Here is a 16694-nt window from a genome sequence, read left to right on the forward strand (position 1 = left end):
TATACACCAATAACTTTGTATTACAAACAAAAACACTGCAATATTAGCCTAAAGCATAAGCAAATAATTATCTTAGATATTTTTGAATATCGACCGAATCGATTTGCGACTCATGTAAAAACTGTTTTGCATATTTTAGGTATATGCCTGAAGTTAAAAAGAGCTCAAATACGTCACGGTCAATGTGATCGTCATCGACCATTTTCGCTAAAATATCAACAGCAACACTTAAAGGTTTCGCTTTTTTATAAGGTCTATCTGCCGCGGTTAATGCTTCGAAGATGTCAGCAAGTACTAACACACGTTCAGGTATTGATAACTGCTCAGCGGTTAATTTTCGTGGATAACCGGTGCCTTTTAAGGTTTCATGGTGGGTTGATGCATAACGCGGAACTTTCGCTAATTCTTTAGGGAATGGCACACTACCAAGCATACGAATTGTGCTGATCACATGCTCATTGATCTTAAATCGGTCTTCCGCTGTTAACGTGCCCCGCGCCACCGACAAGTTATACACTTCGCCAAGGTTATATTTATACTCAGGAATGACCATATTAATGCCCAAACTATCTGGGTACTCAACGGCTTTTTCGTGTGGAATTAAATCACTTGGCTTATCGCTTAGCAGTGACTCTTCGACAGGTAAATGCTGACTCTTCAAATCAACCATACGCATTTCTTCAAGGGGTGATAAACCTAAACTTGCGTCAAAATGGCGCTGCCACTTAATGCTAGCAACCTCATGTAAACGAGACAGCTGCGCTTCATCCATAAACTCACCACCAACATTACAGGCAGCAATAAAGCTAAAGTCTGCGTGTAACTTTTCAGTTTGTTGCTCAAGCTTTTGCTTAAGCACAGATTGCTGCTCTGGGTGCGCTAATAGTTGCTCATAGTAAGCAATTTTTGCATCACGCAGCAGCACTTCAAACCGGGTGCGTACTTCATGAATACGGTTATAAATGGTTTCGAGCTTAGTGCCTTTATCAACGATATGCTCTGGTGTGGTGATTTTACCGCAATCGTGTAACCACGCTGCTAAACGAAACTCGCGTCGCTCATCCGGGGTTTTAAAGCTGAACTCAGAAAACGCCTCATCTGTTGAACCTGATGCGGCATCTGCAAGCCAAATACCCAGCTCTGGCACCCGCTCACAATGCCCTGCCGTATAGGGTGATTTATCATCAATGGCTTGCGCAATAAGCTCAACAAAGGACTCCATCAACGCTTTTTGTGAATTTTCATGTTGCTCAATGGAGCGACTCATATCGACCATCGAACTAGCTAAATAATGAATTTCTAAAATATGGCTCGAAAGCGTTGATACCTCATTGTAATCGCGCTGTTGAATTTTTTTGTTCTCACCCACTAGTTTAAGTATTGGGTTAACGATTGAAGAGGCAAAAAACCAAGAAACGGGCAGCAGCAAAAGTAAAAATAAGCCCGTGACTAAAATTGAAATGCGTATTTTTTCTTTAATTACCGCTAACACGTCATCTTTAGATACCAGTACGGTAAAATAATCCACTTCATCAGATTGCATATCGCTACTGAGCGGCAGAGGCAGCACAAACATATACTTTTCTATGCCCTTTTCATGGACGCTTAGCATTTTACCAAATTGATGCGCTTTATTAGCAAGCCCAGATTGCTGCTCATCTAATTTAACCAACTGAGATAAGTCAGCAAAACTATGCTGATGGCTTTGATTTTTACTGCTCGCAATAATTTCGCCATTACCCCGATAAACATACATTTCACTTTCAACCAAGTGCTTCATTTTAGTTTGTTGCGCGGTTAAAAAATGATTCAAACTTGCACTGGCAATATCAATCGCTAATACATCGCCTGTTTGCGCTGATTTAATTGCATAGGTATAACCTGGTACATCAAATACGTTAAACACATACTGCTCAGTTTTCGTCACCGAAGTACTGGTTGCATCCTGAAACCAAACACGGGTGCGCGGGTCGTAATCTGTCGCTTTAATGTCTCTTTTACGAACGTTGAGCGACTCGTCTAAATACGTGGTTACTTGCTTACGATCGCTGCCCTGCCCTGTAATTTGATACACCAGCCAATGATCGTCTTCATCAAGTTGAAACGATGAAGGAAGCTTGGCATAGCCTTTTAAATTAATAACCTGTAATAAGTCGCCATTAGCATGACCAAGAATAAGCGAATAAAAGTCTGGATGGCGCGTTAAAATTTCGAGCAATACATGCTGTAAAATCTCTTTATTATCTTGGCTATTCGAAAATAATCGCGTGTCGTGGATCATCACGCTTAAGGTATTGTCGGCACGATGATTGATTCGGGTGATGTGATCAGCTATTTGCTGGCTAGTTTGTTTAAATTGTTCTGATTTAGTTTGCAGTATCAGCTTTTCACTAAAGTAATAATGCAAACTAATCGCCACCACGCCTGTGAGTAAACTTGCAAGGGCAAATACCAGCAAGACACTGGCTCTAATTGAAATTTTATACCCTTTATCGTGGCGTGTTAGCATTCGCGACTCCTTGCTTGCTAATATAAGAAAATAATATGATTAAAGATTATACCGAAATGATTATAAGGTACATGTTTTAACGCATAATTAAGCAATTAAAGTTTAATAACTAATTGATTACGTCCTGCATCTTTAGCCTGATAAAGTGCAGCATCAGCTCTTGAGATAACTGATTTTTGCTCCTCTTCTCTCATCACAGTTAAACCAAAACTTGCGCGAATTGGTAAAGATAACTCACCAACTTCGCACATTTCACTATTCAACCTTGAGATCATACTATTAATAATAACCGTTGCATCTGGCACAGAGCATAGTGGTAGTACAATTACAAACTCCTCTCCGCCAAAGCGATACACATCATCAGAGGTACGTAGTGAGTGAGTTAAAAAAGCAGAAAAACGTTGTAATACAACATCCCCCACCTCGTGGCCGTGGGTATCATTCACACGTTTAAAATAATCAATATCAGCCAAAATAACACAGACCTGTTTTGACTCACCTTGTTGCTGCTGAGTGAGCCTTTGGTACTCTGGGAAAGCATTATCAAAAGCGCGGCGGTTAGGCAGTTGAGTGAGTGAGTCTTTGAGTGCTTGGGTTTTCATTTCGTGAGCAAGTTGCGCAAGCTGAGTATTTCTTACAAACAGCTCCCTACGGATAAGATGCTCATGAGCAGCCATGATCATGCCTGCTAAGTTGGCCGCAACATGCGCTAAAATAACCATATAAAGGGAGTGGCTAGAGATGTCTTTATTAAAATAGATAACAGAGATAGCAAGGGCACTATATGAAATACTTAAAAATACCGATAACTTAATTGATACTAGGGTCGAAAAATAAAAAGTGATCAAAATGATCACATCAAAAAACATATGCAGAATGTAAAAACGTTCATAAGTAATAGCCATAAACTGCATATTCAAAAATAAGAAAAGCATAAATACAGATATTACCAATCGAAATAACTGGATTGTTTTAATATAACTCAGACCAAATGCACTCAAAACACATACTGAAACCATAATTGTTCTGCCTGTTAGAGCAATATCTGGCCAATATGAAGCTTGAATAATCATCTTATCGAAGAAGGTTACAAGCGTTGTAACTAATGCAATTATGCAGCACAAAAACTGCGCTATCTTTTTATCTTGCGCGAATTTACTTTGTAAAAATATTTGCTCTACCTGCAGCGACTTAAATTGACAGGCATAGCGCTCTATCGTCATATCTTGATTAAATAATTTTGGTGCAAAAGCGCCCATAAAAATGCCTACTACAAAAGGAAGTGTGGGGGTGTTCGATTAAAGAGCAACTACTCTAGTATAGAGTGTATGCTCACTAATTAAACTAGTATTTTTGTATAAAAATACGACACCCCCCCCCAAATAAAAGTATAGTAGACAATAAATTAAATAGGAAAATATTCTAAATTTCAGTTAGTTGATTTCTTCACCTGCTTCATCACAGTCTACAATATCGGTTTCTTTAAGGGCTTCGCTGATCCAGCTTTGCATTACTGGGCAACTAAGTACGTGCTGACAATAAGCTTGTGCAGCATGCGAAAGCTCCACCTGATAGGTTTTAAAGCGCAGCACCACAGGTGCAAACATCGCATCAACAATAGAGAACTCACCAAATAACCATGCGTTAGGGTAACTTTGCTGCTGAGCAGAAAATATTTCATCGATACGCGCAATGTCTTTTTTAGCTTGCTCTGATAATTCAACATGCCTTTTAGCGCGGATATTCATTGGCATTTCATTACGAAGTGCAGCAAAACCAGAGTGCATCTCAGCCGCTAGACTGCGCGCTCTTGCTCTTTGAGCTATTTCACTAGGCCAAGCAGCACCATTTAGATAAGCATCATTGATGTATTCACAAATAGCGAGTGAATCCCATACGGTTAACTCAGCATCAATAAGGGCCGGCACTTTTTGCACTGGAAACTTACTTTTTAATGCTTCATAAAATTCAGACGTATCTAATATTAATTGTTGCTCTGTAAAAGAAATATTGAATTTACTCAGTAAATACCAGGCCCGCAATGACCAAGTTGAGTAATTTTTATTACCAATAAATAATTGCATTGTGCTTCCTTTAACGTTTAGATTAGGCTCACTATAAAACAGCAATTGGGTAATTACTCGCCAATTGTTTTTATGCTACCTATAAGAAAAGCTGATACATTATGGATATTGATGCCCTCAGAACTTTTTGTGCCTTTGTTGATACAGGCAGTTTCACCCGCGCTGCAGCACAAATTTGCAGAACCCAATCTGCGGTCAGTATGCAAATGAAAAAGCTTGAACAAGACCTCGCAAGCCCGCTATTTGAAAAGCAAGGTCGTCAACTGGTGCTAACCCATCAAGGCCACCAGCTAGCAAGCTATGCAAAGCAATTGATAGCGCTTCATGATGAAGCCTTTAAGCAATTAAAAGCAGGCACTGGCAATTTACGTGTGCGCATTGGCTGCCCTGACGACTATGCCCACTCTTTACTACCAGAGCTTGTTGATGCTTTACACCAACAGTTTAATGCACTGGATTTACAAATAAGCTGCGCCCCTAGTACTGAGCTTAGAGCCAAACTAGACCAAGGTATGCTCGATTTGGTGATTGCCACTCGCTCGCCAGACAGCGAAGAAGGCTACTTATTGCAATCAAGCCAAGGCGTGTGGGTGAAAAGCCCTGCTTTTGAGATTAACGATTCAACCCCACTTCCTATCGCCTTGTTTCAACGAGACTGTAAGTTTCACCAAGCCAGTATTGAGGGTTTATTAAAAGCCGAGCGTCGTTTTAATATTATTGCCTGTTGTGGCTCAGCGGGAGCGTTACATGGCTTGATTAAACAAGGACTGGCAATTGGCAGTATGGCACGAATAAGCATGCAATCGGGTGTGGAAGAGATCTGCGATAGCTCACTTCCGGTATTGCCTGTCATTGATATCGTGCTGCTTTACGGTAATCATGCCCACAACCCTCTCAGTCATGAACAGCTTAAACAGCTTGTGGAGTTGATTAAGACGTAAAAAACATATCAAGCTAAAGAAGCTTTACTAACTTACGAGTTCTATTAGGCTCTGTAAGGTATAAAAACTCTGTTAAATCATGGGCACTGTTGATCAGCATATGTTGCTTAGGTAGAGTTAATTGCCAACTTTCTGTTGCAGCGGTTGCCAAATCAATACGTTGGAAATTAATGGTATCAGCATGCTCCATAGTGACCGCTAATTGCTGGTTACTTACAGATATACCAATGATGTCATTGTTAGCAGCTTGCCAAACAGTCTCAATATCTCCTCGGCTATTAACTCGAAACACTTCGTTGCTATTTGAAAAATAGATCTGGTCTTGCTCATCTAAATCCATGCCATAGCAGCTTAAACGTTTCCCTGAGCCTGTGAAAGGTGTCAAAGTTAGGCTTGTTAAATCGAATTTAGCCGGATGAAACGTCTGTCCATCCTCTGCTCGATACGAAACTAAAATCGCGTCTTGATTGTGATACATTTCTCTCAAATAGAAAGAATGATTGCCGTGAGGAATTGTTTCATAAGTGCCACTGCTTAAATCAATTTTAAACAATGTATCTTTACTTGCGGTGTACACCTGTCGTGCGTCCTGGCCCCAAACAATGCCAAATAACTCATGGTTATCAGGATTAGCAAAAATGCGCGTTTGCTTGCCATTATCGTATAAAAATAATTGTTTTAATCCAAAACGATGTGACTCAAAAACAAATTTCGTTGAGTCTGGCGAAAACACGGGTAGAAAGTCGATTGATGAGGTATCAACGAGTTTGGTCAATTTGTCAGGGGTGGCGCGTGTTTGGCTAACAATATCTACATCAACATTCACTAACTCCATCAAAATGGCTTCAGCGTCTGGTGTGTACTGGGCATCACGAATTATTTGATAATTATTAAATGAAATTAGCTGAAGCTCACCATCTAGCTCTAGATTAATAAGCTGATTTCGTTGACTTATCAATAGCGCTTGATTGTTCGGGTGCCAACTTAACCCTTGAATACCGTTTTCTATGATAGCAATAGTTTGTATTTTTTTACTGGCAAGGTCGAGTACATCAATACGGTATTTGTTTTGCCCCGCTTCAATTCCCATTGCGACTTTACTACCATCTTTCGATAACGCATTAACAAGTAACCAATCTTGCTGTGTAGCAGCTAGTAAATGTTCCTTTTGTTTAGATTCTAAGTTAAGTGAAACGAGTCGAGTATCGTTGTTTAGTTTATCTTTTTCTATGTAATAGAGCAGCTTATCAGCATACCAATCGATGTGGTGACTGGTTACAACGGTGTCATTTAAAACACTCACCGTCGCTTGTTCTAATGGCTGAAATTTCGATAAATCAATGCTTAATGTGTTCAGATATTGTTTCTGCTCTGCGCTTTTCACAAACGCAATCGCATTATCGGAGTTAGACCACCCCAAAGCGTAGTAGCTTGCTGCGTCTTCAGTTAGCCTCACCTCTCGCTCAGTCGCAAGCTCTTTAATCCAAATCTGCTGACTTCCTTTATTACCTCGAACAAAAGCAAGGTACTTACCACTATGTGAAAGTGACAAATTAGCTTCATTTAGTTCACTCGAAGTGAGTGGCATCAGTTGGGTAAAGTAAGCATTATCTTGTTGCTTAGGGACTAGTTGCCACGCAATAGCGATAAGGCTTACTAGTAAAACAAACAGCAACCCAAGATGTTGCGATTTTAGTTTTTTGCTTTGCCCCTGTGTTACTTTTTCAAGGCTATAACCGCGCTTAGGATGTGTAATTATATACTGCGGATTTTTGGCATCTTCTTGGAGTGCTTTTCGTAGCAATGCGATACAACGCTGTACAGAACTTGGGTTGTAGGTAGCATTAGGCCACACTTTTGCAAAGATTACTTCTTGGCTTACAACTTCACCTTTATTCAAATAAAGGGTATGTAATACATCCATGACCTTTGGCTCGACTATTTGCTCATAATCTTGCGATGAAATTAAACATCGACTCTCATCAATTGCAAATTTGCCGATTCGATAACGCGCCACTTACTTCTCCAATAAATATTTACGAATCAAAGATTAAGGTTTTCTTAAGAGAAACTCAAGCGTTACTCCATTGTCACTTTGCTCTGGCTATTGGATTGTTTTTGCTATCTCAAAATAGGTAATAAAAACAATGTATAAATATTTATCAACGCTCACTATTTTCATCAGTGCTTTTTTAATTTTTCAAATTCAGCCGATGCTTTCAAAGCAACTTCTACCGCAATTTGGTGGTGGTGCTTCTATCTGGTCAGCAAGTTTAGTGTTTTATCAAGTCATGTTACTTATTGGCTATTTCTATGCGCATGGTATGGGTCGCTTTCATATTAAGTTGCAGGTAGTCACCCATATAGTTTTAGTCAGCTTTGCCACACTCATTGTTGTGACAGAATTTGCAGCCCCAAATCTCACAAATTGGCCGCCTACGCTTGCGGTGTTTGTTAATTTATTTATAGAAATTGGTCCAATATTTATTCTACTGAGCGCTACCAGCGTTCTTTTACAAAGATGGTATGTGCAAACTGCTTCAGCACAGGTGCCTTACCATTGGTATTCCATCTCAAACTTGGGTTCTTTAATGGCGTTAATGAGCTACCCACTCGTTTATGAATTACTATTTTCTTTAGAGCAGCAAACTACTTACTGGCTATTTGGACTCATCAGCTACTGCTTGTTATTAGCACTTCTTGTAATATTTTTACTAAAAAAAGCACCCGATTTATCAAGAGCATCTATTCAGACTAGGCATATCACGCTATTAAAAGGTAAAGGTCAATGGCTTTTATTAAGTGCCTTAAGCTCGGCCATGTTGGTATCTACCACGCATATGATCAGCACTAATATTCCACCCATGCCATTACTTTGGTCGTTACCTCTTGTAATTTACTTGCTCACCTTTAGTTACACGTTTGCCAACAAAGTAAATTATCAGCGACATGTGTGGGCATATGCGTTTATATTTTCGGCTTTTGCAGGCCTGCTGATGTTTTATTTTGGCAGCTTATTCAATGCCCTAGCCCAGCTTATAGTTTACAGCTTTATTCTATTAACCGCCGGTATGGTCTGTCATGGTGAGCTGAGAAACAAAGCCCCTGAAAACGAGCAATTTACCGTTTTTTATTTTTATATCGCCCTTGGCGGTGTGTTAGGTTCGCTTTTCAGTACGCTCGTTGCCCCATTGCTATTTGTCCAGATTGACGAGTATTTACTTACATTAGCGGTTATCTTTAGTTTTGTGTGTTACTACCAAACAAAAGCTAAAACAAAGACAAACCAGCTCAAATTCACTCTCATGACCAGCTCAGTTACTTGGTTAGCATGCTATTGTTTTTTAGCGGTAAACTTTAACCAATATAACATTGCCACTAGCCGCAATTTTTATGGCTATTTAGCGGTAAAAGATATAAACACTCAATCAATAAAAGAAAGGCGCTTAATTGACGGCACCACGATTCATGGCTCAGAGCCACTAAATCCAAACCAACAGTTTGAGCAAAGTTATTACCACCAGCATACTGGTGTCGCTAAATCACTTGCCATACTAAAGCAAAACAGCGCACTAAACATTGGCGTGATTGGTTTGGGTGCAGGCGTTTTAGCTCGGTTTGCAGACCAACAGGATAGTATTCACTTTTTTGAGTTAAACCCTGCTGTGTACGAGATGGCAAAGCGTTATTTCTCATATTTAGAAAACAGTGAAGCCAAGCTCACAGTCAGCTTAGGGGATGGTCGTATTGCGCTAAAAAATAATGCGAACGAAGTATTTGATGTCTTAATTATTGATGCATTTACCAGTGATGTAATTCCTGCACATTTGCTAACCCAAGAAGCAATGTCACTTTATTGGCAAAGGCTCAATGAAAATGGCGTATTGATTGTGCATATCTCAAATAATCATATCGACTTACTGCCTGTATTACAGGCACATAGCCAATATTTTAATAAGGCAATGTTAAAGTTTAGCTATCAAGGCCATAGCCCATCAGACATAGGCTCAGACTGGGTGGTGCTAACTGATAATCAGGCTTTTTTAAATCGTGTATCTATCAGTGATTTGTCGCCTATTAAACGCTACCCACATAGCGAGCTGGCAATGTGGACTGATAGCAAACACAGCCTACTCCCATTATTAAAATTCTAACAGGCATAAAAAAGCGCGATGATAATCATCGCGCTCATTAACTGCTTTTACTTTATTTAAGACTGCGCTTAAATCGAACCTTTTATTGGTCCATGTTCGTGGCTTACATGTGGGTTTTGACCACGTTGGCGCAATAAGTGATCCATTAAGGTAATCGCCATCATCGCCTCAGCAATAGGAATGGCACGAATTCCCACACAGGGGTCATGACGTCCTTTGGTGATCATCTCTACCGCTTCGTTGCTAGTATTAATGCTGTTACCTGGAATGGTTATGCTTGAGGTTGGCTTAAGTGCGATAGAAGCAATGATATCTTGCCCTGTCGAGATACCCGCAAGTACACCGCCCGCGTGATTAGATGTAAAACCATCAGGAGTTAACTCATCACGGTGCTCAGAGCCTTTTTGCTCAACCACATCAAAGCCATCACCAATCTCAACGCCTTTTACCGCATTAATGCTCATTAATGAGTGTGCAAGCTCTGCATCTAGGCGATCAAATACTGGCTCACCAAGACCAACAGGTACATTTTTAGCAACCACTTTAACTTTAGCGCCTACCGAATCACCTTGTTTTTTTAGGTCGCGCATGTATTCATCAAGCGCATCTAATTTACTCGGATCAGGGAAGAAAAATGCATTGTTTTCCACTTCATCCCAGTTGTAATCTTCAGCTTTAATTGGCCCAAGCTGGCTCAAACAAGCACGTACTTCAATATCATGAAATTGTTTTAGGTATTTTTTTGCAATTGCACCAGCGGCTACACGAATCGCCGTTTCACGGGCAGAAGAGCGACCACCACCCCGATAATCACGGATACCGTACTTATGCCAATAGGTATAATCACCATGACCCGGACGAAATACATCGGCAATTTTGCCGTAATCTTTTGAACGTTGATCGGTGTTTTCAATCAGTAAACCTATGCTAGTACCTGTGGTTTTACCTTCGAAAACACCAGAAAGAATTTTTACTTCGTCACTTTCGCGGCGCTGTGTTGTATAGCGACTTTGCCCCGGCTTACGACGGTCTAAATCTATTTGTAAATCGGCCTCGCTAATTTCAAGACCTGCTGGTGTGCCATCAACAACGCCGCCTAATGCAACGCCGTGGCTCTCACCAAAGGTGGACACTTTAAATAGTTGCCCGATGCTATTACCTGCCATTAATTTTCCTCATTCCTAATGACTACTGAGACCGAGCCCTCAGGCTCGGCTTTTAAAATCTGCTGTTAATCTTCGAAATAGTTAACAAGCTGCTGTTTGCTGATCACAAACACACCAAGGCCACCTTGTTCGAATTCAACCCATTCAAATGGTGCGCCTGGGTACAGCTCTTCCATATGTACCATAGAGTTACCAACTTCGACAAATAACAAACCGTTATCAGTTAGATGCTCTGCAGCTTCAGCTAAGATGGTACGAGTAACATCAAGACCATCATGACCCGATGCTAAACCAAGCTCTGGCTCGTGATGGAATTCACGTGGTAAATCAGCCATATCTTCAGCATCAACATACGGTGGATTAGCTACGATCAGGTCATATTTTTGACCTGGAACACCACTAAACACGTCTGACTGAATTGGCAGTACACGGTCATTTAGCATGTAATCGCTAATATTAATATCAGCAACTTCGAGCGCTTCATATGAAATATCAACCGCATCAACCTGTGCATCTTCAAATGCTTGTGCAAGTGCAATAGCGATACATGCAGAGCCGGTACATAAATCAAGAATGCGCGTTACTGAGCTTGGCTCTTCCAACCAAGGTGCAAAGCGATTATTAATTAACTCTGCAAATGGCGAACGTGGAATTAACACGCGCTCATCAACATAAAAAGGCATACCTGCAAACCACGCGGTGTTGGTCAGGTACGGTACTGGCGTACAATCATTAATACGCTCTGCAATTAGTTCAGCTAAGCGGTTTTTCTCGGTGCTGGTTAAGCGCGCATGCATTAGCTCTTTTGGCGCGTCGATTGGCAAGCTTAATGCTGGTAATAGTAAGCTAACTGCTTCATCCCACGCATTATCTGTGCCGTGCCCAAAGAAAATACCACTGCTGGCAAATTGACTGGTTGTCCAACGTAACCAATCATGCAACGTTGAAAGTTCTGCAATTGCCTCGTCTAAAATTGCGTCTTCTATCTGGAAATGGTTCATGTATGTTCCTTAACTTTCAAAGTCTGTTCTGACGCGTATTGTACCGTCTTTTCAGTTGGTTTTTACTCGATTTTTAGCGTTTTTTTGTTTAGACTGCCGCCATGAAAAAAGATCCCCACGCCAACAACCACATTAGCACTGACGATATTGACTTATTTCGTCAGAGTATCAGTGGTGCCAAAGCATTTAAACAAGACACTATTCGATTCACCAATAAGCCTAAAGTGTCACAAGCGAAGCAATTTTCCCAGCAAAAAAAGCAACATCAGGCAGAATTTTTCTTTTCTGATGAATATGTACCAGACATCGACACTCATGGCACCGTAAGTTATGTCAAACCAGGTCACGATAGCTTTTTAGCAAAACAACTTCGCCGTGGAGATTACCCACCAGATTTAACCCTTGATTTACATGGCTTAAATAAAGAATTAGCCAAAGATGAGTTGGCGGGTTTAATTCATGAGTGTAAAAAACAGCATTACTATTGCGCTTGTGTTGTGCATGGAATTGGTGAGCGCATACTTAAACACAAGGTACCGCAATATTTAGTTCAACACCCTGATGTAATTGCTATGCACCAAGCGCCTCTTGAATTTGGTGGTAAAGGTGCAGTACTTATTTTAATTAATCTTCCACAAAGTGATGAGTTCAGACGCTAACGTCTTTTTATCATAAGGCCTAAAGTGCATATTTTTTCGATTATCTTTCCACTGATTTTTATCGTGTTAAGTGGTTACATCAGCTCGCGAAGCACGTTTTTATCGAAAGAGCATATAGCAGGTTTAAGTAAGTTTACTTTTTATATCAGTGTGCCTGCTTTTCTTTTTTTAAATATGGCCCAAGCCAATTTACAAAATAGTGTGTCTATTGCAGGCTTTTTGAGCTTTTACATTCCAGTATTGGCCATTTACGCCCTCGGCTATGTTCTTGACCGCTATCTCATTAGCAAGCACTCTGCGCCGTCACGTCATGCTGTATTTGCCCTTGGCAGTAGTTACTCAAATACAGTACTGGTAGGTTTACCTATTATTATTGCTGCACTTGGGCAACAGATGGTCGGCATTGTGTTTATGATCATCACTTTTCATAGCGCACTTTTGTTTACCCTTACCTTTTTGCTCAGTGCTAAGTCGCAGCAAACATTCTCTTGGCGAGCATTTGCTAAAAACATGCTGCTGAATCCAGTCGTGTTAAGCATCAGTAGCGGCTTGGCTGTTAACCTACTTGGCTTTACACTTTTTGATAATTTAGCAAATGGCCTGAGTCTACTTGCCAAACCTGCCATTGCCTGTGCGTTATTTGTATTAGGGGCGAACCTTGCGTTTTATAAAGTGGCCGACAACTTACAAGCCTCTCTTATTGCAACCATCATCAAGCTAGTTGTATTACCGTGCGGGGTCTACTTTTTTGCAGGCAGCGTATTCAACCTAGAGCAATCATTACTGAACGTGTTAGTACTTTTAAGCGCCTCTCCTTTAGGGGTCAACGCTTATCTAATCGCCAATCAAATTAAGCAACACCAAGCGACACTGGCAAGTAGCGTCGTGCTTTCAACTGTATTGAGTGTAGCGAGCTTTAGCATCTGGTTAAGTATTTTACTTTAAACATCTTCGCGCTTGTTTTTGCTGAACATTTAATGGCGAAATAAAGTTATCTTCACGCTGTTTTTGCGTTAAGCAGTTGCGTCGTTTTGGCAATGCATTTTTCGCAGCATCATTAATTTCACGACTCAATGCGGGTAAGCTAAACAGCTTGCCTTGATTAGCTAATATAATTAAGCGGTCAGCATGCTCATCAAACGCTATTTGTTGCTGTTGATAATCATCAACCTGATAAAACAGCTGACCCGTGTCAAGATGATAAATACTAGGCTTACCTTGGTTAATTATTAAATATTCTGCTGATGCTGATAAGCTTAAATCCCCAGCTTCTTCAGTGGTGTTAAATCGATAAAGTTCTTGCAAGCTAACAGTGTCAACAACCACAACAGCTTTGTCTTTTAATCCAATAACCAGCTCACTCCCCTTAACAAGTAGGTCTGCAATATCAGACTGGAAGGTCAGTTGTTTTAAAACCTCACCGGTTTGCAAATCCAAGATACCCACTTTACGCTTGGCTGCTTTTATTACCAAACGGTTTGCTTGTGACACAAAGTAGGCATCAAGAACTCGGGCTATTTTAGTTGTATTAAACTGCGGCTTTTTCGCTTGTAAATCATAAAGCATCACCCCTTTTTTATTATTACCTAGCAATAAATAACGCCCATCAGCACTCAGCCTAGGCTCGGTCATGATGGTATCTTCACTAAGGGGGATTTCGGCGATGCTTTGTTCGCTCATCAAGTCAACGGAGTAAAGCGCTTTTTTGTTCCAAGAATCTTCAATAAATAAAACAAACTGCTGTGCTTCATTTAATAATGAAACCGAAGCCGAATCATATTTGTCACCAAACTCAATTAAGCTGTTCTTTTCTAGATCAAATACTTGGTGATTGCCATAACCACATTCCACACTTATAAAGCGTTTTGCATTGGCTACATCGGCGATATTAACACGATGTCGTTCACACAAATCTATGCGTCGAACAAGCTCACCACTCAAGCTATTAAACATATAAAGCTGGTTTTTATTATCAAGGCTCTGTGCTGCCAGAGTGTGCCCGTCAGTGCTAAATTCAGCGCCCCATAAATTAATTTTTTCGCTAAGTGCTATGCTCGGGCTATTTTTCAGTAATGACCAAATTGAAATACTTTTGTCATCACTCGAGGCGTTAACCAACTCACTATTTGTTAAAACAAGCTTTGTGCGCTGATTAATTTTAAAGTTATTAACTTCAATAGCAGTTGCGACATCCCACACACGCACATTTTTATACGCTAATGTGATCAAAAGCTTACCGTCTGGTGTAAATGCGCCATCTTCAACATTTGAAAAATGGCTAAGCTGACTACCTTGATTTGTTTTGATATTCCAAAGTGTCGGAGCCTTTTCTAAACTACGAATAAAATCAGCATTTTCGGTTGTCGATTGTACTTGGTTAACAGTGGCCATTGCATAAACGTATTCTCCATTTTTACTCATCAAGGTATGAATATGCGGAGTAACTCCTTGTTGCTCGCCACTTTCAACTGCTTCAACACGGGTACCATTTAGATCGTAAATAACTAAGCCTTGGCTATCATTGGTAAAGCCTGTTTGTCGAGCCAAGCTATTTTTAGCTGTAAAATCATAAGCTAAATCCAATGAGCGTATTTCATTTCCATTTTGAGCGTTGAAGAGTTTAAGTGGCCCCACGAGCTCAGGAGTCGTTAAAATATAGTGACCATTTGGGCTAATTTGAATGTCTACCAAGCCGTATTGTTGAGAATGTTTAACATCGTATAAAAGCTCATTATTAGTGACATCCCAAGCAATGAGCCGGTCAAAATGACTGCTCATATAAAGGATTTTGTTATCAGGACTAAATACTAGGTTTTTTATCTCGGCTTTAATTTCGGTGCTTTGTTGTTTGGTTAAGGTATCACTATCCCAAACACTGACTTCGCCCTCACGAGTCGCTATAGCAAGTTGTTTGTTATCACGGCTTAAACTAAAACCTTGAACAAACTGTTCAGTTTTAAGCAGTTTATCTTCGTCACTATCTGTTATTGATAAACGCTTAACTTTGCCATTTGAAAGTACAAACAGCTGCTCATTTTCAACATATTGGTACTGTTCAATTTTTTCTTGTGCTTGATAATAAAAGTGTTTGTTATTGGCATAAATCGCCCGACGCAATTGCCCTATTCCACCGGGCATTGGACGCTCTCCCCCATATAAACCGGGTAGTGCATTGAGGCCTAATAGCAACGCAGTATCATGCTCTCCATCATCGTTTGCTTGACGGGCTCTATCAAGCAAAAAGCGACTTTGATTTAACAATGAAGCATCACGCTGCTCAGTTGCTATTTTAGTTTGCTGTTGCGCAAGCTGTTCATTTTTAATGGCTTGTTGCTGTTTAATATAAGCAAAAACACCCGCAACCACTGCAATAACAGCTAGCATAGCGACGGCACTTAACCATTGGCGCAAACGCTTTGCCTTTTGCTTAGCAAGTTCTAATTGATAAGCTTGATCGCGCTTAGTTAATGCTCCGAGTGGCACACCTAAAATGCCTGCGATAATTTTTAACAGCATCAATTTTTGTTGAGCTTGGTATTGCTCAACATATCGAGCTAAATCTTGGCTTGAAAATTCAGTGCGCGATTTTAAATACTGTTTATATGCTTCAATTGAGGTCCAGCCTTGTTCAAGCTTGCCATCATGATTAACCCGAAAATCAGCCGCTAGAGGCTCAGCTAATTGCGTTGTTGGGTTACCCTGTGCGTCGTAAGCATATTGTAAGGGCTTTGGAAAACATTCATCCTCTGGCGCAACCCCTTGCGATTGCTTTGTTTTATCCCAGCTTGCATTTGGTTCACCGTCAATCATTGCGGCAATAATTTGATCGCTTCGGCCTAACTTTTTGAAGTAATCGATTTCATCTGCAACATAAGTAGATGCCACAGCATTAGGTGAACATAGCACGATAAGCAGTTGAGTATTATCTAGTGCACGTGTAATTGCATTGCCAAGATCAGCATCGGCTGGGAGCTCTTCTTCATCACGAAAAATAGGGAAAATACGCTCTGGGATCAACTCGCCACGGGCATTTTTTTGACCCACTAAATCTTTCGGGATTTCATAGGTTTCGATTGCTTGGTGCAACCAAGTTGCCCACTGCCGTCCAGTTTGCTTATTATCAGCGTGACGATATGAGATAAACGCCAAGTATTGATGCTTAACTAACTTCTCACTCATT

Annotated in this window: 10 protein-coding genes and 1 pseudogene; 4 read left to right on the forward strand and 7 right to left on the reverse strand. The window is 40.5% G+C overall.

The window, feature by feature from the left end:
- Positions 1-67: 67 nt before the first annotated feature.
- From WA256_RS03415 to WA256_RS03425, 3 genes and pseudogenes are all read right to left on the reverse strand, one after another.
- Positions 68-1660: pseudogene (locus tag WA256_RS03415) on the reverse strand (HD-GYP domain-containing protein); the annotation flags it as partial.
- Positions 1661-2604: 944 nt separating this feature from the next.
- Positions 2605-3768 (reverse strand): GGDEF domain-containing protein, encoded by a 1164-nt coding sequence (locus tag WA256_RS03420; protein WP_335989015.1) that lies wholly within the window; start codon positions 3766-3768, stop codon positions 2605-2607.
- Between the two features lie 174 nt (positions 3769-3942).
- Positions 3943-4593: a glutathione S-transferase family protein gene (locus WA256_RS03425; RefSeq protein ID WP_335989017.1), complete on the reverse strand. Its 651-nt coding sequence runs from the start codon at positions 4591-4593 to the stop codon at positions 3943-3945.
- A 101-nt stretch (positions 4594-4694) separates the two neighbouring features.
- On the opposite strand from WA256_RS03425, the gene WA256_RS03430 reads away from it, so the two are divergent.
- On the forward strand, positions 4695-5534 hold the full coding sequence (locus WA256_RS03430; protein WP_335989019.1) for a LysR family transcriptional regulator: 840 nt from the start codon (positions 4695-4697) through the stop codon (positions 5532-5534).
- Positions 5535-5547: 13 nt separating this feature from the next.
- Here WA256_RS03430 and WA256_RS03435 read toward each other — a convergent pair whose 3' ends face one another.
- A complete protein-coding gene (locus WA256_RS03435) occupies positions 5548-7551 on the reverse strand; it encodes a winged helix-turn-helix domain-containing protein (protein WP_335989021.1) in 2004 nt (667 codons plus the stop codon).
- Between the two features lie 130 nt (positions 7552-7681).
- Between WA256_RS03435 and WA256_RS03440 the strand changes: the two genes are divergently transcribed.
- Positions 7682-9688 carry a fused MFS/spermidine synthase gene (locus WA256_RS03440; protein WP_335989023.1) on the forward strand — a complete coding sequence of 669 codons (2007 nt, stop codon included), beginning with the start codon at positions 7682-7684 and terminating at the stop codon, positions 9686-9688.
- A 68-nt stretch (positions 9689-9756) separates the two neighbouring features.
- On the opposite strand, the gene aroC is transcribed toward WA256_RS03440, so the two are convergent.
- On the reverse strand, positions 9757-10854 hold the full coding sequence (aroC, locus tag WA256_RS03445; protein WP_335989025.1) for a chorismate synthase: 1098 nt from the start codon (positions 10852-10854) through the stop codon (positions 9757-9759).
- 65 nt (positions 10855-10919) lie between these two features.
- Positions 10920-11855, reverse strand: coding sequence for a 50S ribosomal protein L3 N(5)-glutamine methyltransferase (prmB, locus tag WA256_RS03450; RefSeq protein ID WP_054562115.1), 936 nt, complete (start codon positions 11853-11855; stop codon positions 10920-10922).
- 101 nt (positions 11856-11956) lie between these two features.
- On the opposite strand from prmB, the gene smrB reads away from it, so the two are divergent.
- Positions 11957-12514 (forward strand): endonuclease SmrB, encoded by a 558-nt coding sequence (smrB, locus tag WA256_RS03455; RefSeq protein ID WP_054562116.1) that lies wholly within the window; start codon positions 11957-11959, stop codon positions 12512-12514.
- A gap of 24 nt (positions 12515-12538) precedes the next feature.
- Positions 12539-13459, forward strand: a complete 921-nt coding sequence (locus WA256_RS03460; protein ID WP_335989030.1) for an AEC family transporter — start codon at positions 12539-12541, stop codon at positions 13457-13459.
- Here WA256_RS03460 and WA256_RS03465 read toward each other — a convergent pair.
- Positions 13451-16693 (reverse strand): toll/interleukin-1 receptor domain-containing protein, encoded by a 3243-nt coding sequence (locus WA256_RS03465; RefSeq protein ID WP_335989031.1) that lies wholly within the window; start codon positions 16691-16693, stop codon positions 13451-13453. The genes WA256_RS03460 and WA256_RS03465 overlap by 9 nt on opposite strands.
- Position 16694 lies beyond the last annotated feature (1 nt).

The sequence above is a fragment of the Pseudoalteromonas sp. CH_XMU1449-3 genome, from assembly GCF_037027245.1.
GTDB lineage: Bacteria > Pseudomonadota > Gammaproteobacteria > Enterobacterales > Alteromonadaceae > Pseudoalteromonas > Pseudoalteromonas shioyasakiensis.